We start from the raw sequence: 26486 nt of genomic DNA on the forward strand, positions 1-26486 counted from the left end.
TATACCTCACCTCTGAATGTATTATGCCTAATATATTCGCCATTTCGTTTTATGGTTCAATATGGTTGTTAACTTCTGCATTAGTGTTGTCTACTAATAAAATTGGATACGTAAACTTCCCTAAAATATAATTATTGATTACTGAATTTTGTGTATTTAGATTGTCTTTTTGTTCTTTAATTCCAAAAGGGCATGAAAATTCTTTATTTCTTATAATATTATTAGCTACTACAGAGTTTTTAACGCTGTAATCCATAAAAAGGCCAGAATTTAAATTTTCATCCCATCCCCATAAATTTTTTTTATTCTTTGAATTTCCGCTATTTATTATATTATTTCTATCAACAGTTAAACCATCTGTAAGCAATAAATAAATACCGTTATTTAAGGTTGTATCAATATTATTATTACTGATATAAGATTTAGCTAACTGCTTAACTTCTATGCCCATATAATTAGAATTCTTTATATTATTATTAGAAATAGTTATATTATTTCCGTAATAGCTCTGTGGTACAGGATATTCTTTTTCCGCCGATACTGCTATAGCTGAAGTCTGTGAGTTTTCAATAGTGTTTCCTGATATAACATCATTAACCGATGGAATAGATATGTTAATGCCATTAGAACTTGAATTTTCAATGGTGTTATTTAATGCTGCACAGTTACTACATATATACATAGCAATTCTCGTTCCATAAACTTTATTGTTTATAACCGATCCATTACTTTGACATGAAAAAGATACTCCATCCCCTGTAAACTTTGAATAAATAGTGTTATTAATCATTTGATTTCCATTATCTAAATCATTATTTTCTAAACCTTTAACTGGATTTTCTGAAATACTTGTAGGATAATCTTTTCCAGCAAAATATACCGTAAAATTATTAGTATCCTGTCCGTATAATATACAATTTTCAAGCATTACATTATTTGAATTTCCCTCTGAAAATGCTGAATTACCATTAGCTGAATTATCAATAGTTAAATTTTCTACAATAACATTACTTACCTTATGAACACCTATACTATCGCTATTAGGATTGGTTTGTATAAGCTTAGTACAATTTTTATCTTCTCCAATTAAATTAACATTAGGCTTATCTATGTTAATCATGTTATTAAGTTTATAATTACCAGCTTTTATAAATATGTCTTTAACTCCATCTTCAATAAGCTTATTTATAGTAACATTTAAAAATTCTCCACAATTCGATTGATCTATAGTAATCGCTTCGCATGGATACACTTCATCTGCATAAACCTTTCCAGTTCCAATAACCGTAAACATTAAAAAAAATACAATAAGTTTTAAATAAAAGCTCTTTAAAAAATTTTTTATCGTTTTTATCATCCTCTCTTCATTCCATTTTTTCATTTCACCTATTATCGTATAATATGGAATAAAGTTTAGTAATTGTATTAAATTGTATTAAAATTTTAATTTAATGTTTACAAATTGATTATTTATTTTCGTAATCTCAATACATAAAAATACCGCAAAGCCATTCAAACAGCTTTGCGGTATAACTTATTGGTAATTATGCTTTAGTTTTTATAATTTTTTCAAACTCATAATTTCTCACATTGTAACTTAGTAAATCAAGGTCACTGCATATGGAATCTGAAATGATTTGAAAAGGTATTATATTAAATAAAATGCTAAATTCATTACTTATTTCATAATCAAGCTTCCATATTCTTTTATCAGCTACATTACCATTATTGCTTATTAAAAACACCTTATCGGTTAAAAGATGGAGTGCACTGTATAGCTGCATTATTCTTTCATGTGCATCATCTCCATTATCTATGAAAAATACAGCATGATCCTTAAATATTTCATAGCTTGGTCCATGGACAAACTCTTCCATTTCATATGCATTTGTTGGAATGCCAAAGGTCTCATTTATTTTAAGAGCTCCTTCTAAAGCTGTTCCATATGAAGGGCCGCATCCTACAACCATGACCCTTCTCATAGCTTTAAATTCTTCTTTATTATTTGCATAAAATTGCTCAGATACTTCAAAACTTGTTTTCATCAGTGAAATTGCTGTTTCAAGTTCCTTCAATTTTAATTCAAATTCTTCTTTTTTTATTATATTTTTTGCTAATGCTGTTTCCAAAGCAAATAACATTAAAAATGTGCATGATGCTGGATACCCCTTTGCAACGTAATAATCATCACTTCCACTTCCATATTCAAAAACATTATTTGTATATTGTTTTATTGGGCTATTAGCATTAGTAGTTAATACTGCAACATCTTGACCCATTTTATTTGCTTTTTTTACAGCTTGAATAGTATTAGTACTCTTTCCACTTTGAGACATACATATTATAAAAGCATCTTCATTGAATTTATAATCAAACTTTATATATGTCATTGGCCATATTATTTTAACCTCAGTATTCAAGGTGTTCTGAATAAAATACTTTACTGAATTTGCAATGTTTGAGGAAGAACCAGATGCGACAATTACAATTTTTTTGTATTCTTTAGCCATATATAAATCAACTAATGGCTTTATTAAATTCTTTCTATTTGATATAATGCTTGAACAAACCTTAGGTGCTAACTTCATAAATGGTATCATTGCCTTCATTTATAACCCCTTCTTTCCTATTAAGCTATAATTCCAAGTAAATTTAATATTATTCCACCTGCTAACAATGAGAATAATAATGGAATAATTTTTATTTGTTTTCTAAGTAAATATGATATTGAGAACATTGCAAGTACTGGTAAAAGTCTAGGTACTATTTCATCAAGTATTTTTTGTACATTAAGCGTTACACCATGAGCCATATTAAATACAAGTGGAGTTGAAATTGATATCATATCACAAGTCATAGCTCCAAGTACTACCATTCCAAGTATTCCCGCGCACAAAGTTATCTTTTCTAATATATTATTTTCAGACATAATCTTTAGTATTTTACTACCTAAATCGTATCCAGCAAAAGTTAAAATATATCTTAATATCCAGTGCGGAATATTAAATACAAAGAAGAATAGTAGTGGTCCAAGTATGCTTCCTTTAAGTGCAAATTGACATCCGATACCGGCCGCAACTGTTCTCACAATTCCCCACCAAAATGAATCTCCGATACCAGCCAAAGGTCCCATAAGTCCAGCTTTTACAGCAGGTATACTCTTTGAATCAAAATTAGGATCTTGAGCATTTTGCTCCTCCATAGAAGCTGTAACTCCTAATATAAATGTGCAGAATTCTGGATTAGTATTAAAAAACTCAAGATGTCTATTGATTGCCTCTGTTTGTTTCTGAGGATCTGTATATACTCTTTTTATAACTGGTAACATAGCACGACAGAAACCTATAGCCTGCAATCTACTGTATATGAACGGTCCTTCTAGACCAAAGGATTTAAAAAATACACTTCTGAGATCTTTTTTAGTAAGCATCTTTTTAACTTCTATAACTTCCTCTGGAATTTCAGGGTCATCTGATAAATCATCAAAGTCTATTACTCCAGAATCGTCTTGAACCTTTTCTTTATTCTGAGTAAAGAAATAAGTTATTAAAGCGAAAGTTGCTCCAAGTATAGCTATGCCCATTACAGGAACCTTAAGATATGCTGCCAATACAAAACCTATAAAATAAAATGCCAATGTTTGCTTAGTCATAGTTAAATTAAATAACATTGCAAAACCTAACGCTGTTAAAAGTGCTGCACCTGTAGAAACAGCATCCATAATAGTCTTTGGAATAGCATTTGATACTTCTTTTACAGCGGAAGAACCTAATAATACACTAATGAATATTATCAAAAATATGAATAATGCACTTAATCCAAATACTACCCAAAAAGCTATGGTAACTTGTCTTGGATTATTCTTTTCTGGACGATTAAATAATAGCTTAGCTGCAACTATATCATAAAGGCTTGTTACTAAATGTTCTAGAAGACGGAATAATAATCCTACTGGTATTGCTAAAGCAACAGCAGCCTTAACTCCAAGCCCCCCTGAAATAGCAAAACCTGCTGATAATACTCCTGCAATTGTAATATTGATTGGAATTGAAATACCTATTCCCATCATACCCATCGTTGCAAGCTCAAGAGTACCACCTATTATAATACCTTGTTTTAAATCCCCCATAACAAGTCCTACTAGTGAGCACATAATTATTGGTCTAGTTGTTTTATTTAATCCATCAACATACTCAAACCAGCCAAATACCGCTATTAATCCTAATAATAATGCCTGCATAAAATTCATTGTAAAACCTCCCCCTATTCTTATAAATCTTATTCTTTTGTACTTCTTAGCTTAATAAAAACATATATTAAATGCTGCAATTTTTTAATTGCTATATTAAATCTTTTATTAACTGCTTTTTGTCAACTGGCATTTGTCTCGCTTCAACTTCTATATCTTTTTCTATAAGCTCTTTACATATTCTTATATCATCTTCTGTTAAAGTAACAGCATTGGTATACCTTTTTGAACCTTCCCTCTCCTTAATTCCACCTATATTAATGCTTTTTATTTCAGCTACACTGTCTGCTATTCTTTGCGCATCTACCATATTATTAACTATAATTAAGGTTGAATATTTTTTAACTTTTTCCGTATTTAAAATTTCAGTGGCTCTTTTCACTTCAACTATTGTTAAATTTACTCCCTGCGGCTTTGCTAAACCTAGAGTCATCTTTGTAAATTCATCGTGAGCTATGGTATCATTCGCTACTACTATCAAATTAATCTTTAAGTTCTTAGTCCACGCAAAAGCAACCTGTCCATGTAAAAGTCTATCATCAACTCTTAGTAACTTAATCATATTAAAAACCCTCCTTTGTATTTATTATCTTATTTACATAAATTAATTGCTGCCTTCCTGTTTGTATTATTTCCTCTAAACGATTACTTTCAACAGATTCCTCTACGCTTAATATTACCTCTAGTATAACTGCCATATTAAAGCCTGCAATTATATGAACCTTACTACTTATGAAATTAAGAACCTCTTTATTTACACTCCCTCCAAGTAAATCTGTGAATGCAATTATTTCGCAATTTTTGTTTTTTTCAAAAAATTCTTTTAATTTTTCAACCGCATCTCCTTTCTCACAATAGAAACTTAAAAATTCTATATCTGTTCTTTCTCCTGCTAAAAGTTTAAGGGTACTTTTCATTCCCTCTGCCATTTCACCATGAGTAGCTATTAAATATTTCACCATGTAAATCCCCCCTAAAGTCGCATCTTTTGTTGAATTACCTTACACATATATAATAAATTCTAGAGGTTCTTTTCTCAACTTCAACTTTTTCCTTTGACTTTAGGAAATCCAACAAAAAAATAGTCTTAGGCAATATAAATTTCCTAAGACTTTGTGAAATCCTCAAACACCTTTGCATCCATAATGTTCTTTATTTTCTTAAAATCCTTCACAAGGCTAAATAAAATCTTGGTAGATTGCTGAAGTCCATTTATATCACCACTTGGCTTAAAAATCATAAACATAACTTTCACTATTTCCTTATCCCATATTATAGGTTTATCTAAAATTCCTAGTGCTATTTTAACCTCATCGAATAGAGCTATAGAAGAATACATTACAACGCAGAAATTTTCAATTTTAGCCCCGTCTTCACTAATAGATTCATAAATTTCTTCCTCACCTGCACCCTTCTTGCTTATGCACTTAATGAAATTTTTAATGGCTTCCGCTTTATTTCTTGCCTTAATATCAGAGAAAAACAAATTCTTATCAAGATAATCTCTAATATTTTTCTTCTCTTCTTTTATCCTTAGAAGGGCATTTTGAATTAGATTCATATCTTTATTTTTAAGTATTTCATTCACATATATAATTGGTGTATTAACCTTATAATTAATATGAACTGAACTAAGCATAAAATCATATTTACTATTATCTACATTAGGAAGCTGATACATATCTATAATATCAAATCGTTCTATATATTCATTAAACTGATTTAAAATTTTATACTTCTGGAGTTGTGCGGAACTTCTTCCCATAGTACTTACAAGCAAAATACTTTTTTTATTCGTCCTCTTCTCTAGTTTTTCCAGTGCAAGTCCTATATATAGAGCAATATACCCTATCTCATCTTCATTTACAGTCAAATCAACCTCTTCTCCTATAACCCTGCCAGCAACTTCTGCTAAACTAAATGCATATGTATAATTCACTTTTATATCATTAATCATAGGATTTCTATTTATAAGTCCTAGCTTTAATCTTATAAGAAGTGGGTCTAAATGAAGACTTAATACCTTTTTAAATTCTTCATCATTATGCAAATCAACTCCAGACTTTTCATTTATACAAAATATTATCTTTTCAACAAGAAGCTTTGCCATAATTGATGTATTAAAGGTATCACTGTCATTTTGTATTAAAATCTTCTTTCCAAGTAAATGAATAGTTAAATACGCCACTTCACTTTCCGGCCATATTTCTTTAAATTTTGATGATAAAACTTGTGCAATTTCCTTTGCAACTTGCTATTCTCTTTCACTTTTTAGAAAATTAATCTGCTTCTCTTCAAAATGCACATAATTGTAAAATCGAGCTCTCCTCAAAGATATAATTACATGTATTACCAAATTTTGAAGTGATACATCTGAAATCATAACATTATATTTTTGAAGTACATTAATAAGCGTTGATTTTATTATCGCTATCTCTTCTCTATTAACAGAACTATTAAAAAGTACACTTTCTTCTGCAAAATAGCCTTTATCCGCTGAAGAATGAAAAAAGTACTCGGATATACATAAACGTTTACCTATCTCACTTCCTTCTATAAAAATTCCATAGTTCGGTTTTTGTTCAAGCTTAAGATTATATTTTCCTATTTTCTTTCTAACTTCCTTAAGTTCTGCAGTAAGGGTAGACCTACTCACACATAATTCATCCATAAGTTCCTCTATTTTTATAGAAAAATCAATGGTTATTAGTTTTTTTATAAGGTAGTTTATTCTATCATTCGAATCATCCGGAATTTCTTCATACTGCGCAACTTCTTTTATTTTTAAAGTATTTATAAATTCCCCAAATAATTTGTAATTATTTATAATAATCTTGTATCCAATCCCAGAATGAGATTCTATACTCGCACCATGTTCTTCAATTTCAGCTTTTATTTTTCTCATGTCGTCACGTATGGTTCTAGATGTTACGCTTGCTATTTGCGAAAGTTCTTCACTGGTTATAAACCCTTTTTCATTCACAAGTTCATTTAAAATAATTTTCTCTCTTTTTCTCATAATTATCCTCCCCAATTTTTTAACCTTTATAAAAATAATATGCGTTCTATTCTACACAAAAATGAGTTTTTTTTCAATTATATTAAAAATAGACCTAGAAATTTATAATATTCTCCTAGATCTATTTTTATATTTATCCATCTTAAACAATAGATAAACCCTTTCAACTGCCGAAATTAATTGTTAATTTATATTTCATCACCACATTGAGATTTTCTTGCTTTTTTATATAAATCTCCATCTCTTTTAAAAATATTCACCTTTTTTACTCCATCTACAGCACAAACATCTAGTGTTATTCTTCCTTTTCCTACAATTGGATGCCTCAAAATACGTGCAGCTGCATTTCTATACTTCTCACGTGCTACAGCTAAATATGCAAATTTTTCATCCTCATAAGGTGCTTCTCCCTCTTTTAGTTGACGGTGAAGCTTACTTCTTTGTACCCTACATGTAAAATGGCACCAATCCTCCTTTTCGAGGGGACAACTATTTTCATGTGGACAAGGTGCTACTACATGTGCCCCCTTTGATAGCAAATATTCACGTATCTTCTTTAAATGAGAATATCCTACCGGCGTTCCCGGTTCTATAATTAAAGCTATTTTATTTGCTGCCTTCCAAAGCTTATCTGCTGCCTTTATTCTTTCGCTGTCATTTAGTTCATTCAATACATAGGATGCAATAACTAAATCAGCTTTTTCTGGAATATCTCCTGCCGTTAAATCATACTCTACCCACTTTGCATTCTTCAAAATATTTGTTCCTTGTGACATCATTTTTTGTCCGATTTCACGCATTGCACTTTCTCTTTCCAAACACACAACACTATGTAAATTAACCAGTGAATCTGCAGCCCAAGAAGCTGCTCCCGTTCCGGCTCCAACATCTAGTAAAGATTTTATGTCGCAATCAACTAAGTCCAAAGTATAATTTAATGCTGAATAAACTGCCCCATAAGTTGCTGGCATTCTTACAACCGAATATGCCACTGCTTCTTTGCTTTCTGTAAGCAGACGTTTACCATGGCCACTTTCAGTTCTATATTTTTTACTAAGTGTTTTTGCATCCTCCATTAGCTCATTATGTTTAATGCCAACAAGTTGATTTTCCATAGCTAATTTAAGCTCTATAGGCAATTCCATTTATTTCAACCTCTTTCTTCACATCAATAGTTCATTATTTATAAATTTATATTATATCAAATTTTATAATATAGATATACTGCTTCTTTAATCCTTTTACAAGCATTTTATAAGATGATATACTTTAAATAAAGACATATAATCGATTCCTATAGCGATACAATATCTTGACAAGATAAGTTAATGTTTAATTAAGCAGCAAATTTACTAAAAAAATAATTAAATAAGGTTGAGCGCATCTATGAAATATAATACACAAATTAATAAATATTTACAAAAAGCCGATGAAGCTTTTGAAACGGATAAAACAATTAAAGCATTAGATTTATATAATAAAGTCTATAAACTTTCAAATGGTGAAAATTTAGAAGCAATAATTAACTTAGCATTAATATACGACTCTTTGGGAAAATCGCAAAAAGCTAAAGAATACTATGAAGAAGCTTTAAGCATAGATGACTATGAGGAAAGAGCCTACTATGGTTTAGCTTCAATATATGATGAGGAAGAAAATTACGAAGAGGCTATAAAATTGTACAATAAGGCAATTTATATAAATCCCAATTACCATGTAGCTTACTTTTTCTTAGCAAACACCTACGACGTATCAGGAAAAAAAGCTTTAGCAATAGAAACCTATAAAAAGCTCTTAAGTCTAAACCCTATGGATTTTTGGGCAAATTTAAATCTAGGCTGCATTTACGAAGAACAAAATCAAAATAATTCTGCATATAAGCTATTTTCTAAAGCTTTAAAAATAAATCCAAACAATCATTTAGCCTTGTTTAATATGGGTGTAATTTGTTATAAGTTTAACATGATAGAAAAAGCCATTAATTTTTACGAAAGAGCAATCGAAAAAGATAAAACTTACGAATACAGTTACTTGAATTTAGCTGTAATCTATAAATATAGAGATACAAAGAAAGGTATAGAAGTTTTGTCAAAGGGAATTAATAACTGCAGTGAAGTATACTTTTTATATTATAACAGAAGCTGCTTCTATGCTTTAAACAATGAACAAAATAAGGCATGTGAAGATATAATTATGGCGTTAAAATTATATCCCCAGTTTTTAAAATATGTCCTAGAAGATGAAGAATTAGAGAAAGTAAGAGAATTAGCTTCATTTAAAGAATTTATTACTGGTATTTAGTCTTCAACCACTTCTCACTAAAGATAAACCATTTCAAGTTTCAAAATGGTTTATCTTTAATACAACTTTATAATAATTAAGTTAAATACTTTATTTTGTTTTATTAGCAACTTGTACTAAAAAATCTTGAACGTTTGTTACAATTGACGTAACTTCAATGCTTCCTCTGTCTCTAAGTTTGTTAGCAGCAAATTCAGAAACATCTACATTGTATATGAACACAGGCCTCACATCCCCTTTATCTACTTTATAAATAGGTGTCATATTTCCAGTTGCAATTGTATGGAGCATTGTAGCAAGGCATATTACAGTAGTTGCTTTTCTGCAGTGATATCTCATTGCATCCTGAGCAGCATACACATCTGAAATAACTTCTGGCAATGGTCCATCATCCCTTATAGAACCTGCAAGAACTAATGGTATATTATTTCTAACGCAAGCAGAAACCACGCCCTTATCAATACCTTCCTCATAAACAAAATTTTTAATGGAGCCAGCTTTTCTAACCTTATTAATTACATCTATATGATGATAATGTCCATTATAATTACAAACCTGAGTATATATATCTTGTCCAAGTGCAGTACCAAGATAGGAGCCCTCAAGATCATGCGTTGCTAAGGCATTTCCTGCAAAAATAGCATTTACAAACCCTCCATCTATTAACTTTTGCATTGCCATCTTCGAATCATAATCAAAAACAACTGCTGGTCCTAAAACCCATACAATGTATCCATTATTTTCTTTTTCATATTTCAATAATTCGTACAGCTTATTATATGCCCTAGAAAAAGTACTTTCTCTAGATTGTCCTGTCCTAAATGCAAATTTTTGATTATCTGATTTTTCTTCCTCATCAACGTAAAAGGGATTTATATTTAAGTATATTCCTTCGCTGCCATCTTCACTTCTACCTAAAATCACTTTGTCACCCACATTTAAATTTCTAAATTCCTTAACCTCAAGTGCCTTCTCATCTTTTAAAACTACAACACAATCCATACGACTTTCTGATGTTAATATCCATTCACCATTAATTTTAAAATATTCAGGATATATTGAGGTAGCATGATAATTATCGGGAGCAGTTCCCTTTATAGTTACATCTTCTGTTTTTACATCCGGAGCATTTAAAAAAAATTCTTTTGAAAAATCCGGACAATTATACTTTGGCATTATGAAATCCATAAAGCACCTCCAAAATTTATCTCACGATACGCTAACTATTAATTTATTATTATTTCGTCTTAAAAATAATTTATTTTACATGCATATCTATATTTAAGTATAATTATATCATTAATTCAGCACTTTTAATACACTTTTAATTTCATAATTTAAATACAAATAAAATCAAAAACATATATAAAAACGGTTTATCTATAACCTAAAAAATCTGCAACAATGATTTACCTAGTACATACTATGAATATATGGGTAAACTTTTATAAAATAAATTTTAGTTTATCTTTATCAATATATATAAGAGAGGTAAATATGCTATCAAATGAACAATATGTAAGACTTTCACTTGAACTAAATTTGTTCTTTTTGAGAATTGTAAAAGAACATAACGTTATTGCTGGAGCATCCCTTCCACCTAAGTATGCTCCTACTTTAATGCAGATTATCGCAGTAAACAAAAAGTTAGATATGCTGCTTTCTAAAACAGTAACTTTATCTCAAGGAAAGATAAGTAAAGAAGTTATGAATTCCTCTACCCTTATAACTCCCTTCACCTTGTCTGCAGAAAAGACCACCAGCTCTTTAACAGGTGTTCCCATTAATACTGCTATAACTGCAAGAGAAATAAATTTAGGCTATAGAAGCTACTACAGAGAACTTTTCAATATTACAACCTCCGTTTCTGCACTAAATAAAGCTATACTTACACTCGTAAATTTCGTTATAAACTTTCAGACAGGGCTTCTTAACAAGATTCTATCTTGCAAAGCTTTTAGCTATACCTATCCTTCAAATATTGAGCATGTAATAAGGGAAGCACGTGCATATGTCAACATGCTTACTATGCTTGAAAAAAGACAGGAACAAGATACTACTCCTCAAAGCATCATAAAACAGGAAGCCTTCTGGAATGATATAATGAAAGAACACGCTGAATTTATAAGAGGTTACCTAGATCCAGATGAAACTGCTTTATTTAACACAGCAAACAGCTTTGTTCAAAGGTTTAACAATATTGGACCTTCTACTAATGCTCGTCAAAATAATCCCGATAATCTTGAGGATATAACTAAACAAATTTATGCCTTAGTTACTGAATTAAGAAACTTTAAGAGCAAGGCTACAGAAGGTTTATTATCCTGCAAGATTAAGGCAATAATGGCTCCTCTCCTTGCAGATCACGTAACAAGAGAAGCAAACTATTACCTAAGTCTTTTGCGCAGTTTTACTTCATAGCTTAAAACTTATAGAGGTATTAATCAAAATTAAAAAATTACAATCCACAAATTTACACTTGCAAACTTTTGATTAGTACACTTATAGGTAAACAACCTATAAGTTTCAAAATGGTAATGCCAAGTTTACCCTAGAAAATTAATATTTTACTTAGAGTACAGAGTACAATTGACAGATTACAGTGAAGGATGATTTTTCTTTGCTATTGCTTTGAAAAATCTAAAACTTAATGCTCGCGCATGGCTTAAAGTATAATATTCAGCGCAGCTGATACTAAATAAGTTCTAAAATTTACCTAAGAGAAACGAAAGGTAAATTTACCTTCACCGTGCTCTGTCAATTGTCCATTGTCAACTGATATATGTTCATATAACCAACATGTTCCAAAATAGAATTCAGCTAATTTTAATATTCCAAGTTTTTTATCTATATATAGTTAATCTAGTTTTACTCTATATTATGGAAATATTATTGTTATGCCTTTTTTATTGTGCACATACCGTTTTCTTCTCTAGAGTACATGTATCCTGTGCTGCTTGAACCCAAAAAACCATTAATCCAAGAATCTACAAAATAATTAAAGTTATCAACATCTCCTTGAACTTCATCCCAGTAACCTTTATGGATATCCGTTGTAGTTTTCCATACAATTGCAGTTTCACTGTTTTCAATTATTTCATTTACATGATCGCATGGCATTCCTTCAAGCATATAATCGAAAACTAAGTTAAATAACTCTTCCGGTGTACCTTCACTTATTTTAAGTTCCTTCATTGTATTTGCTCCATTTTCATAAAATATATCAGCAATATCCTTTTTTGCGACAATATTATTATTTAATAATTCAGTTATAATGTACGCTAATCTACTTTCTACACTTGTTATCCTCTCTTGAAGCCATCCATGAATATTATGATGCTCTATATTACTTTCAAGTGGGCCTTTTACAGGTAATCCATACTTTAAATAACTCTCCTTTAGTAGACTCTCGTTACTATGCCCCTTTTTTTCCGCAAATTCCATTATATCTTCTATTAATTTCTCATGTAACTGAATTTTATTGTATAACCAGTAGTGAATTTTTCCTAAAAATGCACTCATTTAATTAACCTCCTTGATTAATTTAAAAAACTTTTATTAAAGCTATTACTCAGTTATATGATTAACTTTTTTTTCATTCAGTATCCTTAGTTACGAAAATAAACTATTTTTATATTTTAAATAAGCATTATTTTATATTAATATAAACTTATTAACATAAATAATTATATAATTGTAAGTATATAAGCCAATTTATGTTAATTAAATCGTTTTTTTTAAAACAAAATTTTTGATTGTTTTATTTTTTATTAAATTAATCAACCCTTTACAAAGAATCTATGATATAATAATTACAAAAATATGTATTTAACAGAATCTATAATAAAGCTGTTCTCAATATAATATATGTATGGTTAGGAGAATAAACAATGATACACATTACTAATTTAAGTGAAAGTTTACCACTATTTAAGGCTTTAAGTTCAGATATTAGAATTCAAATACTCCAACTATTAAGCGAACAAAAACAACTTAATATGAATGATTTAGCTGATAAATTAAATTTAACCAATGGTGCAATTACAATGCACATAAAAAAGTTAGAAGAGTGCGGTCTTATTAAAATCACTACTCTTACCGCAAAACACGGAATACAAAAAATTTGTAATCTTCATGAAGACAAATTTGTAATTGATATAGGAAAGTCTGAAGTTGAAAATTCATATGAGCTTGAAATAGGTATAGGACAATATTCAGCTTACGAAATTTATCCAACCTGCGGACTTGCAACAAAGGATAAAATAATTGGAGAAGTTGATAATCCAAGTTATTTTGCAGATCCAGAAAGAATAAACAGTGATATTCTTTGGTTTACTAAGGGTTTTATTGAATATAGAATACCAAATTACCTAAAACCAAACCAAAAGTTTTCAGAAATTCAAATTTCCGCAGAAATAAGTTCTGAAGCTCCAGGAAATTGTAATATATGGCCCTCAGATATTCATTTTGCTTTGAATGACATACATTTAGGAAGTTGGGTTAGCCCAGGAGACTATGCAGATACTAAAGGTATTCTAACCCCTTCTTGGTGGTTCTCTAATTGGAATCAATATGGTCTTTTAAAATTACTTTCCATTAATAAATTTGGTACTTTTATTGACGGATTAAAAATTTCTGATGTAACTATAGATGATATAGACTTAAACTTCAAGAGTGATTTAAAATTTAAATTTTCTGTTCCTGAGAATACAAGTCATGTTGGAGGTTTAACAATTTTTGGAGCCAACTTTGGTAATTACAATCAAGGTATAAATGTCAGAATAATTTATGAGGAAAATAATCCCATTAAATGATGATAATTATTTGAATCCTGGCAGATTTATAACCTCAACAAGTAATATAAGTCTCCTTTGGAGCTAGTGTAAGCTGTTTACTTATTCTGATTAATAAAATGCCTTCATAAAAATTGAAAATACGTTTTAAATAAATAAAAGAGGGCTTATAAGCCCTCTCTTATTTTATATTCAAATTCTTTTCATAGTAGCTAGACTCTACTTTATTTTAGTCCGCTACAGGTATTCCAAAGTCTGGTGTTCCATCAGCTTTCCAATTTATCTTCTGAGCTCTTGCATGACGATTAGGATCATCAAGCGGATCCCCTTCTGTTTCCTTATAGTTCCTAGCATGATAAATTAAAATGTCTTCCTTGCCATCCTCCGAAACAGTAAAGCTATTATGTCCTGGACCATATTGACCATTTTCGTAACTTGTAGTAAATACAGGAACCTTTGATTTTGTCCAAGATTTGGGGTTTAATAAATCACTGGTTTCATCAGCAGTTAACATTCCCATACAATAATTATAGTCTGTAGCACTTGCAGAATAAGTAATGAATATCTTTCCATTTTTCTTAAGAACTGCTGGTCCCTCATTGACCAAAAACCCTACGCATTCCCATGGATATTTCGGTTTTGATAACATAATTTGCTTTCCTTTAATTGTCCATGGATTGCTTAATTCTGCAATATACAGATTAGAATTGCCTTTAATATTGGGATCTTTTTGAGGCCAAACCAAATATCTAACTCCGTTATTTTCAAAAGTTGTAGCATCTAAAGAAAATGATTCCCAATTAGTTTTAAGTTGTCCTTTTTCAATCCACTCACCTTCTAAAGGATTGTTAGATGTATTTTCAAGCACATAAATTCTGTGATCAAACATTTTGCCCCTAACGTCACTAACCTTTGCGGCTGCAAAATATATATACCATTTACCACCTATAAAATGTATTTCAGGTGCCCAAATATATGCGCTCATTTCACCTTCATCATGTTTCTTCCAAATCACAATTGGTTTACTTAAACCTAAACCTTCAATAGTTTTAGATTTCCTTATTTGAATTCTATCATACGCTGGATAAGATGCTGTAAAATAGTAGTAACCATCACTATGCTTGTATACGAACGGATCCGCTGCCTGCCTCACAATCGGATTTTTATAATTATAATTTTCTAGCATGTTACTCTCCCCTTTCTATTAACATTTACGATAACATTTTATTTGCTTATTTTAATCTTATTATTGACTCAGGATTAACGTTATATTTAAAAACTAACGACAATCCTTTGATTTTTTAACACCTATTACAATATTGTCCTATAAATTATTGTTTAGTTTAATAAAAATTGAATTATTTTATATTTATCTAAATCATTATATATACATTATAATTAGTATACGTTTTCAAGTCAACACTACTCCAACACTTTTTTAATTGTTTTATATAAATATAAAATATAATTTATATTTATATATGTTATTGTTTACAAATTATTATTTATATAATTTCACTACCAATATCTTGTAAACTTGATATTCCCTGTATCATATTACAAACTTTTTTCTTTTAATAATTTTATTAATTAATTACTTAGAATTAATATATATCTAAGTCATTATAAGCAAAATCTTCAATTTCTATTTCAACAATATATGCAGCTCTATTTATTTGTATGTACATGTGCTTTTATAATGAGCAAAAAAATATTGCTTTTTTCTATAGAAGCGTTTACAATGTAATTAATGTACGTACATGTTGTGTGGTACAGATAAAACATATACGTACCTTTAAAATAATTTTATTAAAATAATACCTATTTTAGGAGGATTTTATTATGTTACAGTTAAAAGCATATGAATTTTGGTTTGTTACTGGAAGTCAACACCTATATGGCGAAGACACTCTAAAAGAAGTAAATGAGCACTCACAAATTATAACTGAAAGTCTAAATAAAAGTTTAAATTCACCTTACAAAATAATTTTCAAGCCAGTTTTAACTACACCTGAAGCTATAAACAATTTATGTATAGAAGCTAATTCAGATCCAAAATGTGCAGGTATAATAACTTGGATGCATACTTTCTCACCTGCAAAAATGTGGATTCAAGGTTTACTTGCATTAGATAAACCTCTTTTACATCTTCACACTCAATTTAATCGTGAAATTCCATGGGATTCAATTGATATGGATTTCATGAATACCAACCAATCTGCACATGGTGACAGGGAGTATGGCTTTATCGGTGCAAGAATGAAAATAAAACGTAAAATTGTAGTTGGATATTGGAAAGATTCTGATGTAATTAACCAAATACATGACTGGTTATACATTGCAGCCGCTTATATAGAAAGCCGTAAACTAAAGGTTGCACGTTTTGGAGATAATATGAGAAATGTTGCTGTTACTGACGGCGACAAGGTTGAAGCTCAAATTAAATTTGGTTGGCAGGTTCAAGCTTATGGAATTGGTGATTTAGTAGATTCAATTAATGAGGTTACTGAGAGCGATGTAAATGCTTTAATGGAAGAATACTCTTCACTTTACGATTTTGCTCCTAATCTTTTAGAAGAAGGACCATTAAGAGATTCTGTTAAAGAACAAGCTCGTATTGAAATCGGACTAGAAAATTTCTTAAAAAAAGGTGATTTTACCGCTTTCACTACTAATTTCGAAGATCTTCACGGTATGAAACAGCTTCCAGGTCTTGCAGTTCAGCATTTAATGTCCAAAGGCTATGGTTTTGGTGCTGAAGGAGACTGGAAGACTGCTGCTCTAGTTAGATTAATGAAAATTATGGCTCCAACTAAAGGTACAACTTTAATGGAAGATTACACTTATGACCTAATCAATGGCGATGAAGTTATTTTAGGTGCACATATGCTTGAAATTTGTCCAAGTATTGCTGCTACTAAGCCAAGAATAGAAGTTCATCCTCTTGGAATTGGTGGAAAAGATGATCCTGCTAGACTAGTGTTTGAGGGCAGTGAAGGACCTGCTGTTTGTGCAACACTTTTAGATTTAGGAAATCGCTTCCGTCTATTAGTTAACAATGTTGATGCAGTAAAAGCTAAGCATCCTATGCCTAAGCTTCCAGTTGCTAGCACTTTCTGGAAACCACAACCTTCCCTAAAAGAAGGAGCAAAAGCTTGGATTCTTGCCGGTGGTGCTCATCATACAAGTTTCTCTTATGGAGTAAGTGCTGAACAACTTAGAGATTTTTGCGAAATGGCTGGTATTGAATGTCTTGTAATTGACAAAAACACTAAGATTAATGATTTCAAAAATGAAATACTATGGAATGACTTAGCTTGGAAATTCAAATAGTTTAGTATTCCATCATTATAATTTACAAAAGCAGTTGTTATACTAGTGTTAAAGAAATCACTAAAATAACAACTGCTTTTAAATATATTAAAATAATAATTATGTATTCTACCTTTAAAGTATTCTAAACGCTCTTTTCTTAACTTATCTGCAACATAAAAGCATTCAAAAACGAAGCTTATTACAATTTTATTTATAATCACTCATTAAAAATTCATTAACTTCCTTCTAATTTAAGCAAAGATTTAATTAAGATACTTATATTCTTATCATCATCTGGTATTAAAATCTTGATCATAAAAGTTTATATACCCTATTTACCCTTATTACTTTACTTGCCGATGCTACTCCAAGTAGAATAATAATTATTTGGATAATTAAAAGCCAGGCATCAATATTTAAAACATGCTGCCTTTCACCTGATACTTTAACTTTCGTATCTATAAATTTATCTTCAACAAAATTATTTGTGTTATATAGCTTCTCTATTTTATTTAACATATCAGTATCCGTAACCTTATATACAGTACCACAAAAATCAATGGTTTTAGTCTTGTAAGCTTGAGTAGCCTCTTTAAAGTCTACTACAGCAACAATCCTTTTATCTCCAAGTGTACCTGCACATAAATATCCATTCATATCTCCATATAAGTTTCTTTTCTTTGCTGTATCATAAGAAAGATACACATTTGTCACTTTCCCTTGCTTATCCTTTATTGGTATACGATACAATGATAAAAATTCTGCATCTGTAAGCTTTCCATGAATATTGCTTATCCCCGGTATAATTTTTTCAATATCTTGCGAACTGTTTACTAATTTCCCCTTATCCCAGAACATTATGAACTGCAAAGTGCTATTTAATGAATAATAATTTTTAACGTTCATATGCTTCATTGCTAGCTGCACACTTATAACTTGAACTACTAAAATCACAAAACAAATAATAAAGCTTCTTGCAAAAATCCATTTTAATTTTTTTCTTAACTGTCTGCTATCCAGCCTTCCAACTTCTTTATATAAATCATCTATCTCAGCCTTTATAACTTCATTATTTCTGTTATTTTTTAGTTCTTTCTTTAATCTATGTATGATTCCGAAGTTAACTTGCTCTAATAATTTTTTAAATTCCCCGTTAAGTGACGATGAAGCTTTAAGCTGTAAAAGCAACTGTTTAGCCTTATCAAACTCTTTAAAATAACAATAACACTTAATAGACATAAATTTAAAATCCACGTTATTAAAATTCAATTTCTCTAAGTATTTACAATCCTCCAGGGCTTTATCCATTTTCCCTATATTATATAATAGCTTTGCCCTGTAAAAACGCGCATATGTATCATCATTTTTTTGTACTAAATCATTATATATTTCCAAAGCTTTGTCCAAATTCCCTTTAATTACACAGCATCTTCCCTGCATAATAAGTACATCCGGATCATCAGCATACATGCTATTAGCCTTGTTTATGCATTCCTCTGCATATTCAATATCTTCACAAGAAAGTGCCTCAAAAGCCTTCTCTCTATACCCTAAAAAAGCTTCACTTGGCACACCATTGAGCTTTTTAAAATAACAATATCTAAGCTCGTTATCATCTTCTAACTGCTTAAAAATATATTTTATAAATTCTTCAGAGTATTCATCACAAATATATTCTTTTTGCTGACTTAAATTAAAATTTTGTTCAAGAAGTTTCCATACATCTTGTGGAAGATAATGATTTTTCATTAAAAACTCTATCATACTATCATTTAAAAGCTTTTTGTCTCCCATGTACCATATAACTTCTGAGTTTAAAATTTCCCTCCACTTTTCAACATTAATTCGCGAAAAAAAATCATCATACAAACCTTTAACTCCAATAATAAATTTATTTACATTATCATCAAAAATTAATGTTTGTTTTGAACTTTTCTCCTCCAAATTAGCTTTAGGTTGATAGCTTAAAATATCCGCTTTGCTTACCTCTAAATTCTCTTTTTTATTTTTACCATTTATATATTTTAAAGCTTCATCATAAGCTTCTCTTAACTCTTGATAACCTTCAGGATCATCTTCTGGATGATGCAGCCTTAGCTGTTTTGCATAGGCTTTTTTTATCTCAGAAATATTATCTGTAGGATCAATTTTTAAGATATACCAAAAATTCATAACTATCTGAACCTCTCAATTCCACTTCATTTTTATAATTTATTATAACATACCCTACTTCAAAGTATGGTGCATATGTAGTTTGCATTTAAGCTAAAGTAATAGAAATGAATTAAAAAATATAGTAGATATAAATTAGAAAAGCTATTTCAATAAAACCTTCTCAATCTACATCTACTATATTCGATTACTAAATAAAACTATTGAATGGAATTATATACTTCTTTTCCATTAACTAAGGTTAAGCATACATTAACATTTCTTATTTTACTTAACGGAATTTTGAATACATCATCACTTAATACTGCAATATCAGCTGTTTTTCCAGCTTCCAAAGTTCCAAGTTTTTCTTCTTGAAAAAGGTCATAAGCACCGCCCCTTGTCCATGCAGTTAAAACTTCATTGATGGTAAGAGTATTTTCCACATTAAAGGGTTCTCCGCCTTCAGGAAAAAAGCCTCCGCATGCATGGTATATAGATTCCGGAATATTATCTATTAGAAGTGGCAAATCAGTTCCACATGAAAGAATAACACCACTGTCCGCCATTTTACGTCGATTCCAGTAATACTTTCCTCTATCCATACCAATTTTACTCTCAATCATTGCCAGCTTACTCTTTCTATCAGCAATAGATTGAATCTGAGGGTATATTTCAGCTATAACTCCCAGTTTGCCCATATGCTCTAAATCAGCAGGATCGCTAAATTCTAAATCAGTCATGCTGTGGCGGTTTTTAAGTTTTCCGTTATTATCTTTTTGGCATTTTTCATATATATTTAATACTTTACAAATTGCTGCATCACCTTGAGCATGCAGCGAAAAGCGGAAACCTGCTGCATCTGCTGCTAGTGTCTCTTTTTCTATCATATCATAATCAATATCTAAAGCACAGCATGTGTCAGCACAATTATAAGGCTTTTTTAAATCTCCACATAACTCACTTATAGAACCATCAGTCATACGATTGTAGCCAGAAAAACGAACAAAATCACCTACGAAACGTTTTCGCATAGCTTTTCCATATTCAAAATCAGCACATCGACCAACGGGCTGACTCATAAAATTAACACGCAAGGTTAGTTCGCCTGATTTATCTAAGTCTTCAAGGACATCGGTAAAGCCGTAAAAATCATCAAATCCCATTTCCTTTACAGAAGTGATTCCACGGCCGTTCATCATTGCCATATACTTTTTAAATTCTGGTACAATAAATTCCCTGTCTGAAATAATATCTTTTAGCAATCTCCAATAAGCCTCCGGATAACAAGTGTCAGGTGTAAACTTATAAGTGTTAATTGCAGCCGTATTCATCAAACAGGTATCTCCTCCCTCTGCAAAAAGAACAACCGGAGTATCAGGGAACTCATTATCTAAAGATGTTATATCTGGAGCAATAACTTTAGAATTCCATCCGTGGCCTAATATAAGTTTTTTTGACGGATTGGCAGCCGCATATTCCTTAACATGAGTGATAACGTTTTCTAAGCTGTCAAAACTAGCTTTTGATAAATCAATTCCTACAAACTTTAGTACATAACCAGTAAAGAAACAATGCACATCTGAGAATCCTGGACAAATGACCCTGCTTCCTAATTCATATACTTTAGTTTCTCTAGAAAGAAATTCACTTCCATCTCCTTCTCCAACAGATAAAATTTTACCACCTGCAATTGCTACATGCCCATCAATTATAGTATTGTTGACAGCGGTAAATATATTTTTTGAACGTAAAAGAATTTCTGCTTTCATAACCATTGAACTTTTACTCCTTTCAATTTGTACAATAACTTTGCTGCATCATAAAAATATAGTCATTAATGCAGAGATTTTTGTATAACATGTAAATAAGTTATCTATAAAACCATACCAATTAACTGAAGTATAGCACATGCTTTTATTAAATACAAGAAATATTGTAATAACTTTATAAAAAAAGTCTACAAATGTACATACATTACAAATAATAGTTACAACACTTAGATACCTATAATCATCTACTGTAGAATATATAGTAAAACTACTGCGAAACTTAAACTATTTATGTTTGAAAATACCGATTTTCAAGGCATTATGGTGCATAAATAGTTTAAGTTTCACTATATATAGTTGATTATATTTCAGTTCTTTAGTATACCAATGAAGCTTATCCTGAGATTATACTAAAACCAAAAACAAGATTTTATTTGCATATTGACATGCAAAAAACCAAGTGCTATACTATAGTCACAAATTGGTATAGAAATATCAATCACATGTCTATATCGATAATGAAGCCATACCATTTATACAAAAATTTTTTTCAATATTAGAAATGATAAAAGGAGAGAAAGATATGCTTAAATTCGATGAACAAAAACAAATTGACAGTGTAAACGGAGCTTTAGCTCTTCGTGGACAAATTAATGAAATCGTTGACGGCTTTTGTAAAAAAGGTTACAAAAATATCTGCTGGCTTGGAATCGGAGGAACTTATGCTTCCAGCATGCAGGCTGTTGTACACATGAAAGAAAAATCAGAAATTGATACATTTGTTGAAAATGCAGCTGAATACCTTGCAACTGGTAATAAAAGAATTGGAGAAGGCACAGTTATCGTAATTTCTTCTGTTACAGGAAGCACAGAGGAAATGGTTAAAGGAGTTAAAAAAGCACAGGAAGCAGGCGCAAAAGTAATTGGATTTATTGACAAGGAAACAGCAGAGCTTGCAAAAATGGTAGATTATGAAATTGCATATCCTACTAACGAACAATTAAAATTCTTTATGGTAGCTGACCGCTTTATGTACAATAAAGGTGAATTTCCAGAATATGATGATTACTACGCACAGATGGATGCACATCTTGCAAATGCATTAGTAGAAGTTGAAAAGTGTGCAGATGAATTTGGTAAAACATTTGCAGAAAAACACAAAGATGACTCTATTCATTATTTTGTAGGTGCAGGTAATCAGTGGGGTGCTACTTATTCATATGCAATGTGCTACTGGGAAGAACAACACTGGATTCGTACCAAGTCAATTCACGCTTCTGAGTTTTTCCATGGAATGCTTGAAATAGTAGACCGTGATACTGCAGTTACAGTATTTGTTGGAGAAGATTCACAGCGTCCTTTAAGTGAAAGGGTTGCAAAGTTTCTTCCAAGAATTTGTGGAAATTACACAATCATTGATACAAAAGACTATGAATTAAAAGGTATAAGCCCAGAATATAGAGGAAATATTTCACACCTTGTTATGCATGCAGTTACACAAAGAATAGATGCTCACTTGGAGAAAATAAACTGTCATCCTATGGAAATTCGCAGATATTATCGCCGTTTAGATTATTAATTTAGGAGGCTAACTGATATGATGAAAATAGGTATGTTTACATCAGGTTATCAGCGTAATCCATTGGAAGATGTATTTAAGGATGCAAAAAGATTCGGGTATGACTATATAGAGCTTTGGGGTGCAAGACCCCATGCATTTGCTCCTGATTTAAAATCAGGTGATATTAATACAATAAAAAAATTGATTGATAAGTATGAAATTCCTGTCATTGGCTATACGCCAGAGCATAATGCATACCCATATAATTTTATGATTGGAAGCGAAGCTCAGCGTCAGGATGCTGTAAATTACCTAAAACTTTCTATGGACATGGGCAAAGAAATGGGAGCAGATTTTACTCTAATGTCCGCAGCCCATGCTGGATACTTAACTACTTCAGAAGAAATATGGAAAAGGCTTATTCAAACAATGCGTGAATTAACAGATTATGCCGAAAAAATACAACATAAAATTGTATTAGAACCACTAACCCCTTATGAGAGCAATGTTTGCACTAGTGCAAATGATCTTGTAACGTTGTTTAATTATGTTAATTCTCCATATCTTGTTGGTATGTGCGATATCGTGCCACCATTTGTGCAGCATGAAAGTATTATGGCCTATTTCGATAAACTAGGAGAAAAAATGTATCATATGCATATAGTCGATAGTGATGGAGTTAGTGATACACACATACTTCCAGGAGAAGGCGTGCTTCCACTGTCAGAAGTTATGCAGGAACTTAAGGAAATAAATTATAAGGGAACAGCAACTATAGAACTTGTAACTTCATATATAAACGAGCCTCGATTTTATGCAAAACGTGCTATTAATAATATTCGTAATCTTATGAAATAGGAGCAATTAAACTATTTTATAAAAACGTATTCAAATAATATGATAAACTAATTAAATTCTAAAGCAAATTAGCGCGATAAGCATTGAAAATAAATATATCTGGAGGTGTAATTATGAGCGATAAAATGATTAAAATAGCAGCAGTTGGTGATAACTGCATGGATGTTTATGAAAATTTGGACAAAGCATTTCCTGGAGGAAATCCCGTAAATGTATCCGTATATTCTGTTCGTCTTGGTGGTCAAGCCTCCTATACTGGTGTTGTAGGAAATGACAAATACGGACAAATAATGATTAGCGCATTACAAAAAAAAGGAGTCGATACTTCACATCTACATGTACTCCCAGGAAACACCGCAATTACACATGTAGAGCTGGTTAACGGAGAACGCGTACTAGGAGACTATGAAGAAGGTGTATTAGCTGATTTTAAACTATCAGAAGATGACATTGAGTTTATATGCAGTCACGACATAGTTATAAGTGGTCTGTGGGGTATGATTGAAAATGATTTGTACAAGATTAAAGCAAAGGGTACTTTAATTGCCTTTGATTTTGCAAATAAATATGATGATCCAGTTGTAGAAAAGGCAATAGATTATGTTGATTATGCATTCTTTGCTTCAGATGATGGAGATACAGATGAACTTAGAAGCTTTATGAAAAAAATGTATGCAAGAGGTCCAAAACTTGTAATTGTGACATTAGGAGAAAAAGGAAGCATTGCATATGATGGAAATGAGTTTATCACATTTGGCATTATAAAATGTGATGTTAAAGATACTATGGGAGCTGGAGATAGCTTTATTGCAGGATTTTTAAGAGGAATATTATTAGATTTAGATGTTAAAAAATGCATGGAAATGGGTGCTCGCAATAGCAGCGTTACACTACAATATACAGGTGCATGGTAAAAAGCATTATAAGGCTGTGGATGGATTTAGGAAGGAACTACGTACTACTATTATATCCATCCCCAGATTATCTGAAGGTGATAAAAACATTAATACAATTGAATCATATATTTTCTTAACATAAGAAAGGAGAAATGATTAATATGGGTGAAAACGTTAACTTAAAAAGAAAACTTGGAGTCTGGGCTGCCTTAGCAATAGCTGTTGGTACAACAATAGGTTCTGGTATATTTGTTTCTTCCAGTCAGGTGGCAGGTGCAGCAGGTACTCCAAAAGCATCAATTATTGCATGGATTATAGGAGGACTTCTAATAATTCCACAAATGATGGTTATGGCTGAACTTGCCACTGCATACCCCGAAAACGGAAGCGGATATGTTTATTTGAAAAAAGCAGGCTCTAAACCATTAGCATTTTTATACGGATGGGCAACTTTCTGGGCAACAGATCCACCATCTATTTCAATAATGGCACTTGCTGTTGTATCTTATTTAGCATTTTTCATACCAGGAATGGGTGGATTAACTGGTAAAATAGTTGGTGTAGCAATAGTTATACTACTTACAGTACTTCACTATAGAAGTGTAAAATCAGGTGGTTTCTTTCAGGTTTTAATAACCGCAGCAAAAATAGTTCCTTTTGCAATCGTAATTGTACTTGGTCTTATTTATATGAAAATAGGTAATTTAGGTTATACACCAACCCAAAATGCAATTCCTCTTGGTGCAGGAATATGGGCCGGAATATCAGCTACCAGTTGGTCATATACAGGAATGTCAGCAGTATGCTATATGTCAGGAGAATTCAAAAAACCAGAAAGAACATTACCAATTGCTCTTATTGGTTCATCAATTATTGTTACAATTTTATATACTTTAATTTCAGTTTCAATATATGGGTTAATGCCTTTTCAATCATTGATAAAATCAGCAACCCCTATTGCAGATGCATTAAAATATATACCAGGTTTTTCAAACATAGGTTCATCATTTGTAGCAGTTGCCGCAATAATCGTAATAATAGGTTCATTAAGCTCATGTATTATGTATCAGCCAAGAATGGAACATGCTATGGCAAAAGATAACTTGTTCTTCAAAGTATTTGGACATACAAATGAGAGATACGAAACACCAGATTGGTCAATATTATTGCAGGTTGCCTATGCAATTATACTAATATTCACGTCTAATCTTGTAAGCTTGTTAGGATACTTTACTCTAGTATTAAATATAATGAATATTTTGGTATATGGATCAATCATCTTCTGCAGAAAAAAATCCGACTATAAACCTACTTACAAATGTCCAGCATGGATTATAATGATGGCTATTTCAGTATTTGGTTCTGCACTTATGGCATGGGGAACATTTAAATGGGCTCCAATACAAGGATTATTATGTGCACTCCTTGTTGTAGCAACAGGACTTCCAGCATACTTTTACTGGAACAACAAAAATAAGAAAGTAATAAATAATAACCAAGTTAACCAGAAATTATAAACTAGAATAATCTTATTTTAAATTATATTATTGTGACCTAAAAGCATTTTGTAA

Annotated in this window: 21 protein-coding genes; 8 read left to right on the forward strand and 13 right to left on the reverse strand. The window is 31.0% G+C overall.

Translation table 11 applies throughout. From position 1 onward, the window contains the following. Positions 1 to 49 precede the first annotated feature (49 nt). The 8 genes from ACJDT4_RS03115 to ACJDT4_RS03150 form a co-directional block, all read right to left on the reverse strand. A complete protein-coding gene (locus ACJDT4_RS03115) occupies positions 50 to 1381 on the reverse strand; it encodes a right-handed parallel beta-helix repeat-containing protein (RefSeq protein ID WP_406786067.1) in 1332 nt (443 codons plus the stop codon). Positions 1382 to 1544: 163 nt separating this feature from the next. Beyond that, complete coding sequence (locus tag ACJDT4_RS03120; protein ID WP_406786068.1) at positions 1545 to 2609, reverse strand: SIS domain-containing protein; 1065 nt, start codon at positions 2607 to 2609, stop codon at positions 1545 to 1547. 20 nt (positions 2610 to 2629) lie between these two features. Beyond that, positions 2630 to 4249 (reverse strand): PTS system mannose/fructose/sorbose family transporter subunit IID, encoded by a 1620-nt coding sequence (locus tag ACJDT4_RS03125; RefSeq protein ID WP_406786069.1) that lies wholly within the window; start codon positions 4247 to 4249, stop codon positions 2630 to 2632. Between the two features lie 91 nt (positions 4250 to 4340). Beyond that, entirely contained in the window at positions 4341 to 4811 is a 471-nt protein-coding gene (locus ACJDT4_RS03130; RefSeq protein WP_406786070.1) for a PTS sugar transporter subunit IIB, read from the reverse strand. Position 4812: 1 nt separating this feature from the next. After that, a complete protein-coding gene (locus ACJDT4_RS03135; protein WP_406786071.1) occupies positions 4813 to 5211 on the reverse strand; it encodes a PTS sugar transporter subunit IIA in 399 nt (132 codons plus the stop codon). A gap of 143 nt (positions 5212 to 5354) precedes the next feature. Further along, positions 5355 to 6437 carry a BglG family transcription antiterminator gene (locus ACJDT4_RS03140; protein ID WP_406786072.1) on the reverse strand — a complete coding sequence of 361 codons (1083 nt, stop codon included), beginning with the start codon at positions 6435 to 6437 and terminating at the stop codon, positions 5355 to 5357. 66 nt (positions 6438 to 6503) lie between these two features. Beyond that, the gene (locus ACJDT4_RS03145; protein ID WP_406786073.1) at positions 6504 to 7268 is read right to left on the reverse strand and encodes a BglG family transcription antiterminator; all 765 of its coding nucleotides are present in this window, start codon (positions 7266 to 7268) and stop codon (positions 6504 to 6506) included. A 188-nt stretch (positions 7269 to 7456) separates the two neighbouring features. Continuing rightward, entirely contained in the window at positions 7457 to 8413 is a 957-nt protein-coding gene (locus ACJDT4_RS03150; protein ID WP_406786074.1) for a small ribosomal subunit Rsm22 family protein, read from the reverse strand. A gap of 241 nt (positions 8414 to 8654) precedes the next feature. Between ACJDT4_RS03150 and ACJDT4_RS03155 the strand changes: the two genes are divergently transcribed. Next, on the forward strand, positions 8655 to 9569 hold the full coding sequence (locus ACJDT4_RS03155; protein ID WP_406786075.1) for a tetratricopeptide repeat protein: 915 nt from the start codon (positions 8655 to 8657) through the stop codon (positions 9567 to 9569). Positions 9570 to 9659: 90 nt separating this feature from the next. Here ACJDT4_RS03155 and ACJDT4_RS03160 read toward each other — a convergent pair whose 3' ends face one another. Further along, a complete protein-coding gene (locus ACJDT4_RS03160; protein ID WP_406786076.1) occupies positions 9660 to 10757 on the reverse strand; it encodes a putative NPN-dependent ornithine cyclodeaminase in 1098 nt (365 codons plus the stop codon). 309 nt (positions 10758 to 11066) lie between these two features. Here ACJDT4_RS03160 and ACJDT4_RS03165 point away from each other — a divergent pair, with 309 nt between their 5' ends. Next, the gene (locus tag ACJDT4_RS03165; RefSeq protein WP_406786077.1) at positions 11067 to 11990 is read left to right on the forward strand and encodes a DUF2935 domain-containing protein; all 924 of its coding nucleotides are present in this window, start codon (positions 11067 to 11069) and stop codon (positions 11988 to 11990) included. Positions 11991 to 12464: 474 nt separating this feature from the next. On the opposite strand, the gene ACJDT4_RS03170 is transcribed toward ACJDT4_RS03165, so the two are convergent. Continuing rightward, a complete protein-coding gene (locus ACJDT4_RS03170; protein WP_406786078.1) occupies positions 12465 to 13091 on the reverse strand; it encodes a hypothetical protein in 627 nt (208 codons plus the stop codon). 368 nt (positions 13092 to 13459) lie between these two features. On the opposite strand from ACJDT4_RS03170, the gene ACJDT4_RS03175 reads away from it, so the two are divergent. Beyond that, a complete protein-coding gene (locus ACJDT4_RS03175; RefSeq protein WP_406786079.1) occupies positions 13460 to 14383 on the forward strand; it encodes an ArsR/SmtB family transcription factor in 924 nt (307 codons plus the stop codon). 208 nt (positions 14384 to 14591) lie between these two features. Here the strand turns inward: ACJDT4_RS03175 and ACJDT4_RS03180 are convergent, their stop codons facing one another. Beyond that, positions 14592 to 15548, reverse strand: a complete 957-nt coding sequence (locus ACJDT4_RS03180) for a glycoside hydrolase family 43 protein (protein WP_406786080.1) — start codon at positions 15546 to 15548, stop codon at positions 14592 to 14594. A 656-nt stretch (positions 15549 to 16204) separates the two neighbouring features. Here ACJDT4_RS03180 and araA point away from each other — a divergent pair. After that, entirely contained in the window at positions 16205 to 17695 is a 1491-nt protein-coding gene (araA, locus tag ACJDT4_RS03185; protein ID WP_406786081.1) for an L-arabinose isomerase, read from the forward strand. 294 nt (positions 17696 to 17989) lie between these two features. On the opposite strand, the gene ACJDT4_RS03190 is transcribed toward araA, so the two are convergent. After that, positions 17990 to 19849, reverse strand: coding sequence for a hypothetical protein (locus ACJDT4_RS03190; RefSeq protein ID WP_406786082.1), 1860 nt, complete (start codon positions 19847 to 19849; stop codon positions 17990 to 17992). Between the two features lie 200 nt (positions 19850 to 20049). Beyond that, a complete protein-coding gene (locus ACJDT4_RS03195; RefSeq protein WP_406786083.1) occupies positions 20050 to 21606 on the reverse strand; it encodes an amidohydrolase in 1557 nt (518 codons plus the stop codon). Positions 21607 to 22183: 577 nt separating this feature from the next. On the opposite strand from ACJDT4_RS03195, the gene ACJDT4_RS03200 reads away from it, so the two are divergent. The 4 genes from ACJDT4_RS03200 to ACJDT4_RS03215 all read left to right on the forward strand — a co-directional run bounded on the left by ACJDT4_RS03200 (position 22184) and on the right by ACJDT4_RS03215 (position 26432). Beyond that, on the forward strand, positions 22184 to 23179 hold the full coding sequence (locus tag ACJDT4_RS03200) for an SIS domain-containing protein (protein WP_406786084.1): 996 nt from the start codon (positions 22184 to 22186) through the stop codon (positions 23177 to 23179). Between the two features lie 18 nt (positions 23180 to 23197). After that, positions 23198 to 24019, forward strand: a complete 822-nt coding sequence (gene frlC / locus ACJDT4_RS03205; protein WP_406786085.1) for a fructoselysine 3-epimerase — start codon at positions 23198 to 23200, stop codon at positions 24017 to 24019. A gap of 113 nt (positions 24020 to 24132) precedes the next feature. After that, entirely contained in the window at positions 24133 to 24933 is an 801-nt protein-coding gene (frlD, locus tag ACJDT4_RS03210) for a fructoselysine 6-kinase (protein WP_406786086.1), read from the forward strand. A 143-nt stretch (positions 24934 to 25076) separates the two neighbouring features. Continuing rightward, complete coding sequence (locus ACJDT4_RS03215) at positions 25077 to 26432, forward strand: amino acid permease (RefSeq protein ID WP_406786087.1); 1356 nt, start codon at positions 25077 to 25079, stop codon at positions 26430 to 26432. Positions 26433 to 26486: the final 54 nt, after the last annotated feature.

It is taken from the genome of Clostridium neuense (assembly GCF_045310695.1).
GTDB classification, from domain to species: Bacteria; Bacillota; Clostridia; order Clostridiales; family Clostridiaceae; genus Clostridium_S; species Clostridium_S neuense.

What these genes read in the sequence shown, in the direction of transcription:
- ACJDT4_RS03145 (WP_406786073.1), bottom strand. Translation starts at nt 7,268, where the DNA reads ATGAGAAAAAGAGAGAAAATTATTTTAAATGAACTTGTGAATGAAAAA.
- frlC (WP_406786085.1), top strand. Translation starts at nt 23,198, where the DNA reads ATGATGAAAATAGGTATGTTTACATCAGGTTATCAGCGTAATCCATTG.
- frlD (WP_406786086.1), top strand. Translation starts at nt 24,133, where the DNA reads ATGAGCGATAAAATGATTAAAATAGCAGCAGTTGGTGATAACTGCATG.
- araA (WP_406786081.1), top strand. Translation starts at nt 16,205, where the DNA reads ATGTTACAGTTAAAAGCATATGAATTTTGGTTTGTTACTGGAAGTCAA.
- ACJDT4_RS03170 (WP_406786078.1), bottom strand. Translation starts at nt 13,091, where the DNA reads ATGAGTGCATTTTTAGGAAAAATTCACTACTGGTTATACAATAAAATT.
- ACJDT4_RS03135 (WP_406786071.1), bottom strand. Translation starts at nt 5,211, where the DNA reads ATGGTGAAATATTTAATAGCTACTCATGGTGAAATGGCAGAGGGAATG.
- ACJDT4_RS03200 (WP_406786084.1), top strand. Translation starts at nt 22,184, where the DNA reads ATGCTTAAATTCGATGAACAAAAACAAATTGACAGTGTAAACGGAGCT.
- ACJDT4_RS03190 (WP_406786082.1), bottom strand. Translation starts at nt 19,849, where the DNA reads ATGAATTTTTGGTATATCTTAAAAATTGATCCTACAGATAATATTTCT.
- ACJDT4_RS03215 (WP_406786087.1), top strand. Translation starts at nt 25,077, where the DNA reads ATGGGTGAAAACGTTAACTTAAAAAGAAAACTTGGAGTCTGGGCTGCC.
- ACJDT4_RS03165 (WP_406786077.1), top strand. Translation starts at nt 11,067, where the DNA reads ATGCTATCAAATGAACAATATGTAAGACTTTCACTTGAACTAAATTTG.
- ACJDT4_RS03195 (WP_406786083.1), bottom strand. Translation starts at nt 21,606, where the DNA reads ATGGTTATGAAAGCAGAAATTCTTTTACGTTCAAAAAATATATTTACC.
- ACJDT4_RS03160 (WP_406786076.1), bottom strand. Translation starts at nt 10,757, where the DNA reads ATGGATTTCATAATGCCAAAGTATAATTGTCCGGATTTTTCAAAAGAA.
- ACJDT4_RS03120 (WP_406786068.1), bottom strand. Translation starts at nt 2,609, where the DNA reads ATGAAGGCAATGATACCATTTATGAAGTTAGCACCTAAGGTTTGTTCA.
- ACJDT4_RS03115 (WP_406786067.1), bottom strand. Translation starts at nt 1,381, where the DNA reads ATGAAAAAATGGAATGAAGAGAGGATGATAAAAACGATAAAAAATTTT.
- ACJDT4_RS03180 (WP_406786080.1), bottom strand. Translation starts at nt 15,548, where the DNA reads ATGCTAGAAAATTATAATTATAAAAATCCGATTGTGAGGCAGGCAGCG.
- ACJDT4_RS03150 (WP_406786074.1), bottom strand. Translation starts at nt 8,413, where the DNA reads ATGGAATTGCCTATAGAGCTTAAATTAGCTATGGAAAATCAACTTGTT.
- ACJDT4_RS03175 (WP_406786079.1), top strand. Translation starts at nt 13,460, where the DNA reads ATGATACACATTACTAATTTAAGTGAAAGTTTACCACTATTTAAGGCT.
- ACJDT4_RS03130 (WP_406786070.1), bottom strand. Translation starts at nt 4,811, where the DNA reads ATGATTAAGTTACTAAGAGTTGATGATAGACTTTTACATGGACAGGTT.
- ACJDT4_RS03155 (WP_406786075.1), top strand. Translation starts at nt 8,655, where the DNA reads ATGAAATATAATACACAAATTAATAAATATTTACAAAAAGCCGATGAA.
- ACJDT4_RS03125 (WP_406786069.1), bottom strand. Translation starts at nt 4,249, where the DNA reads ATGAATTTTATGCAGGCATTATTATTAGGATTAATAGCGGTATTTGGC.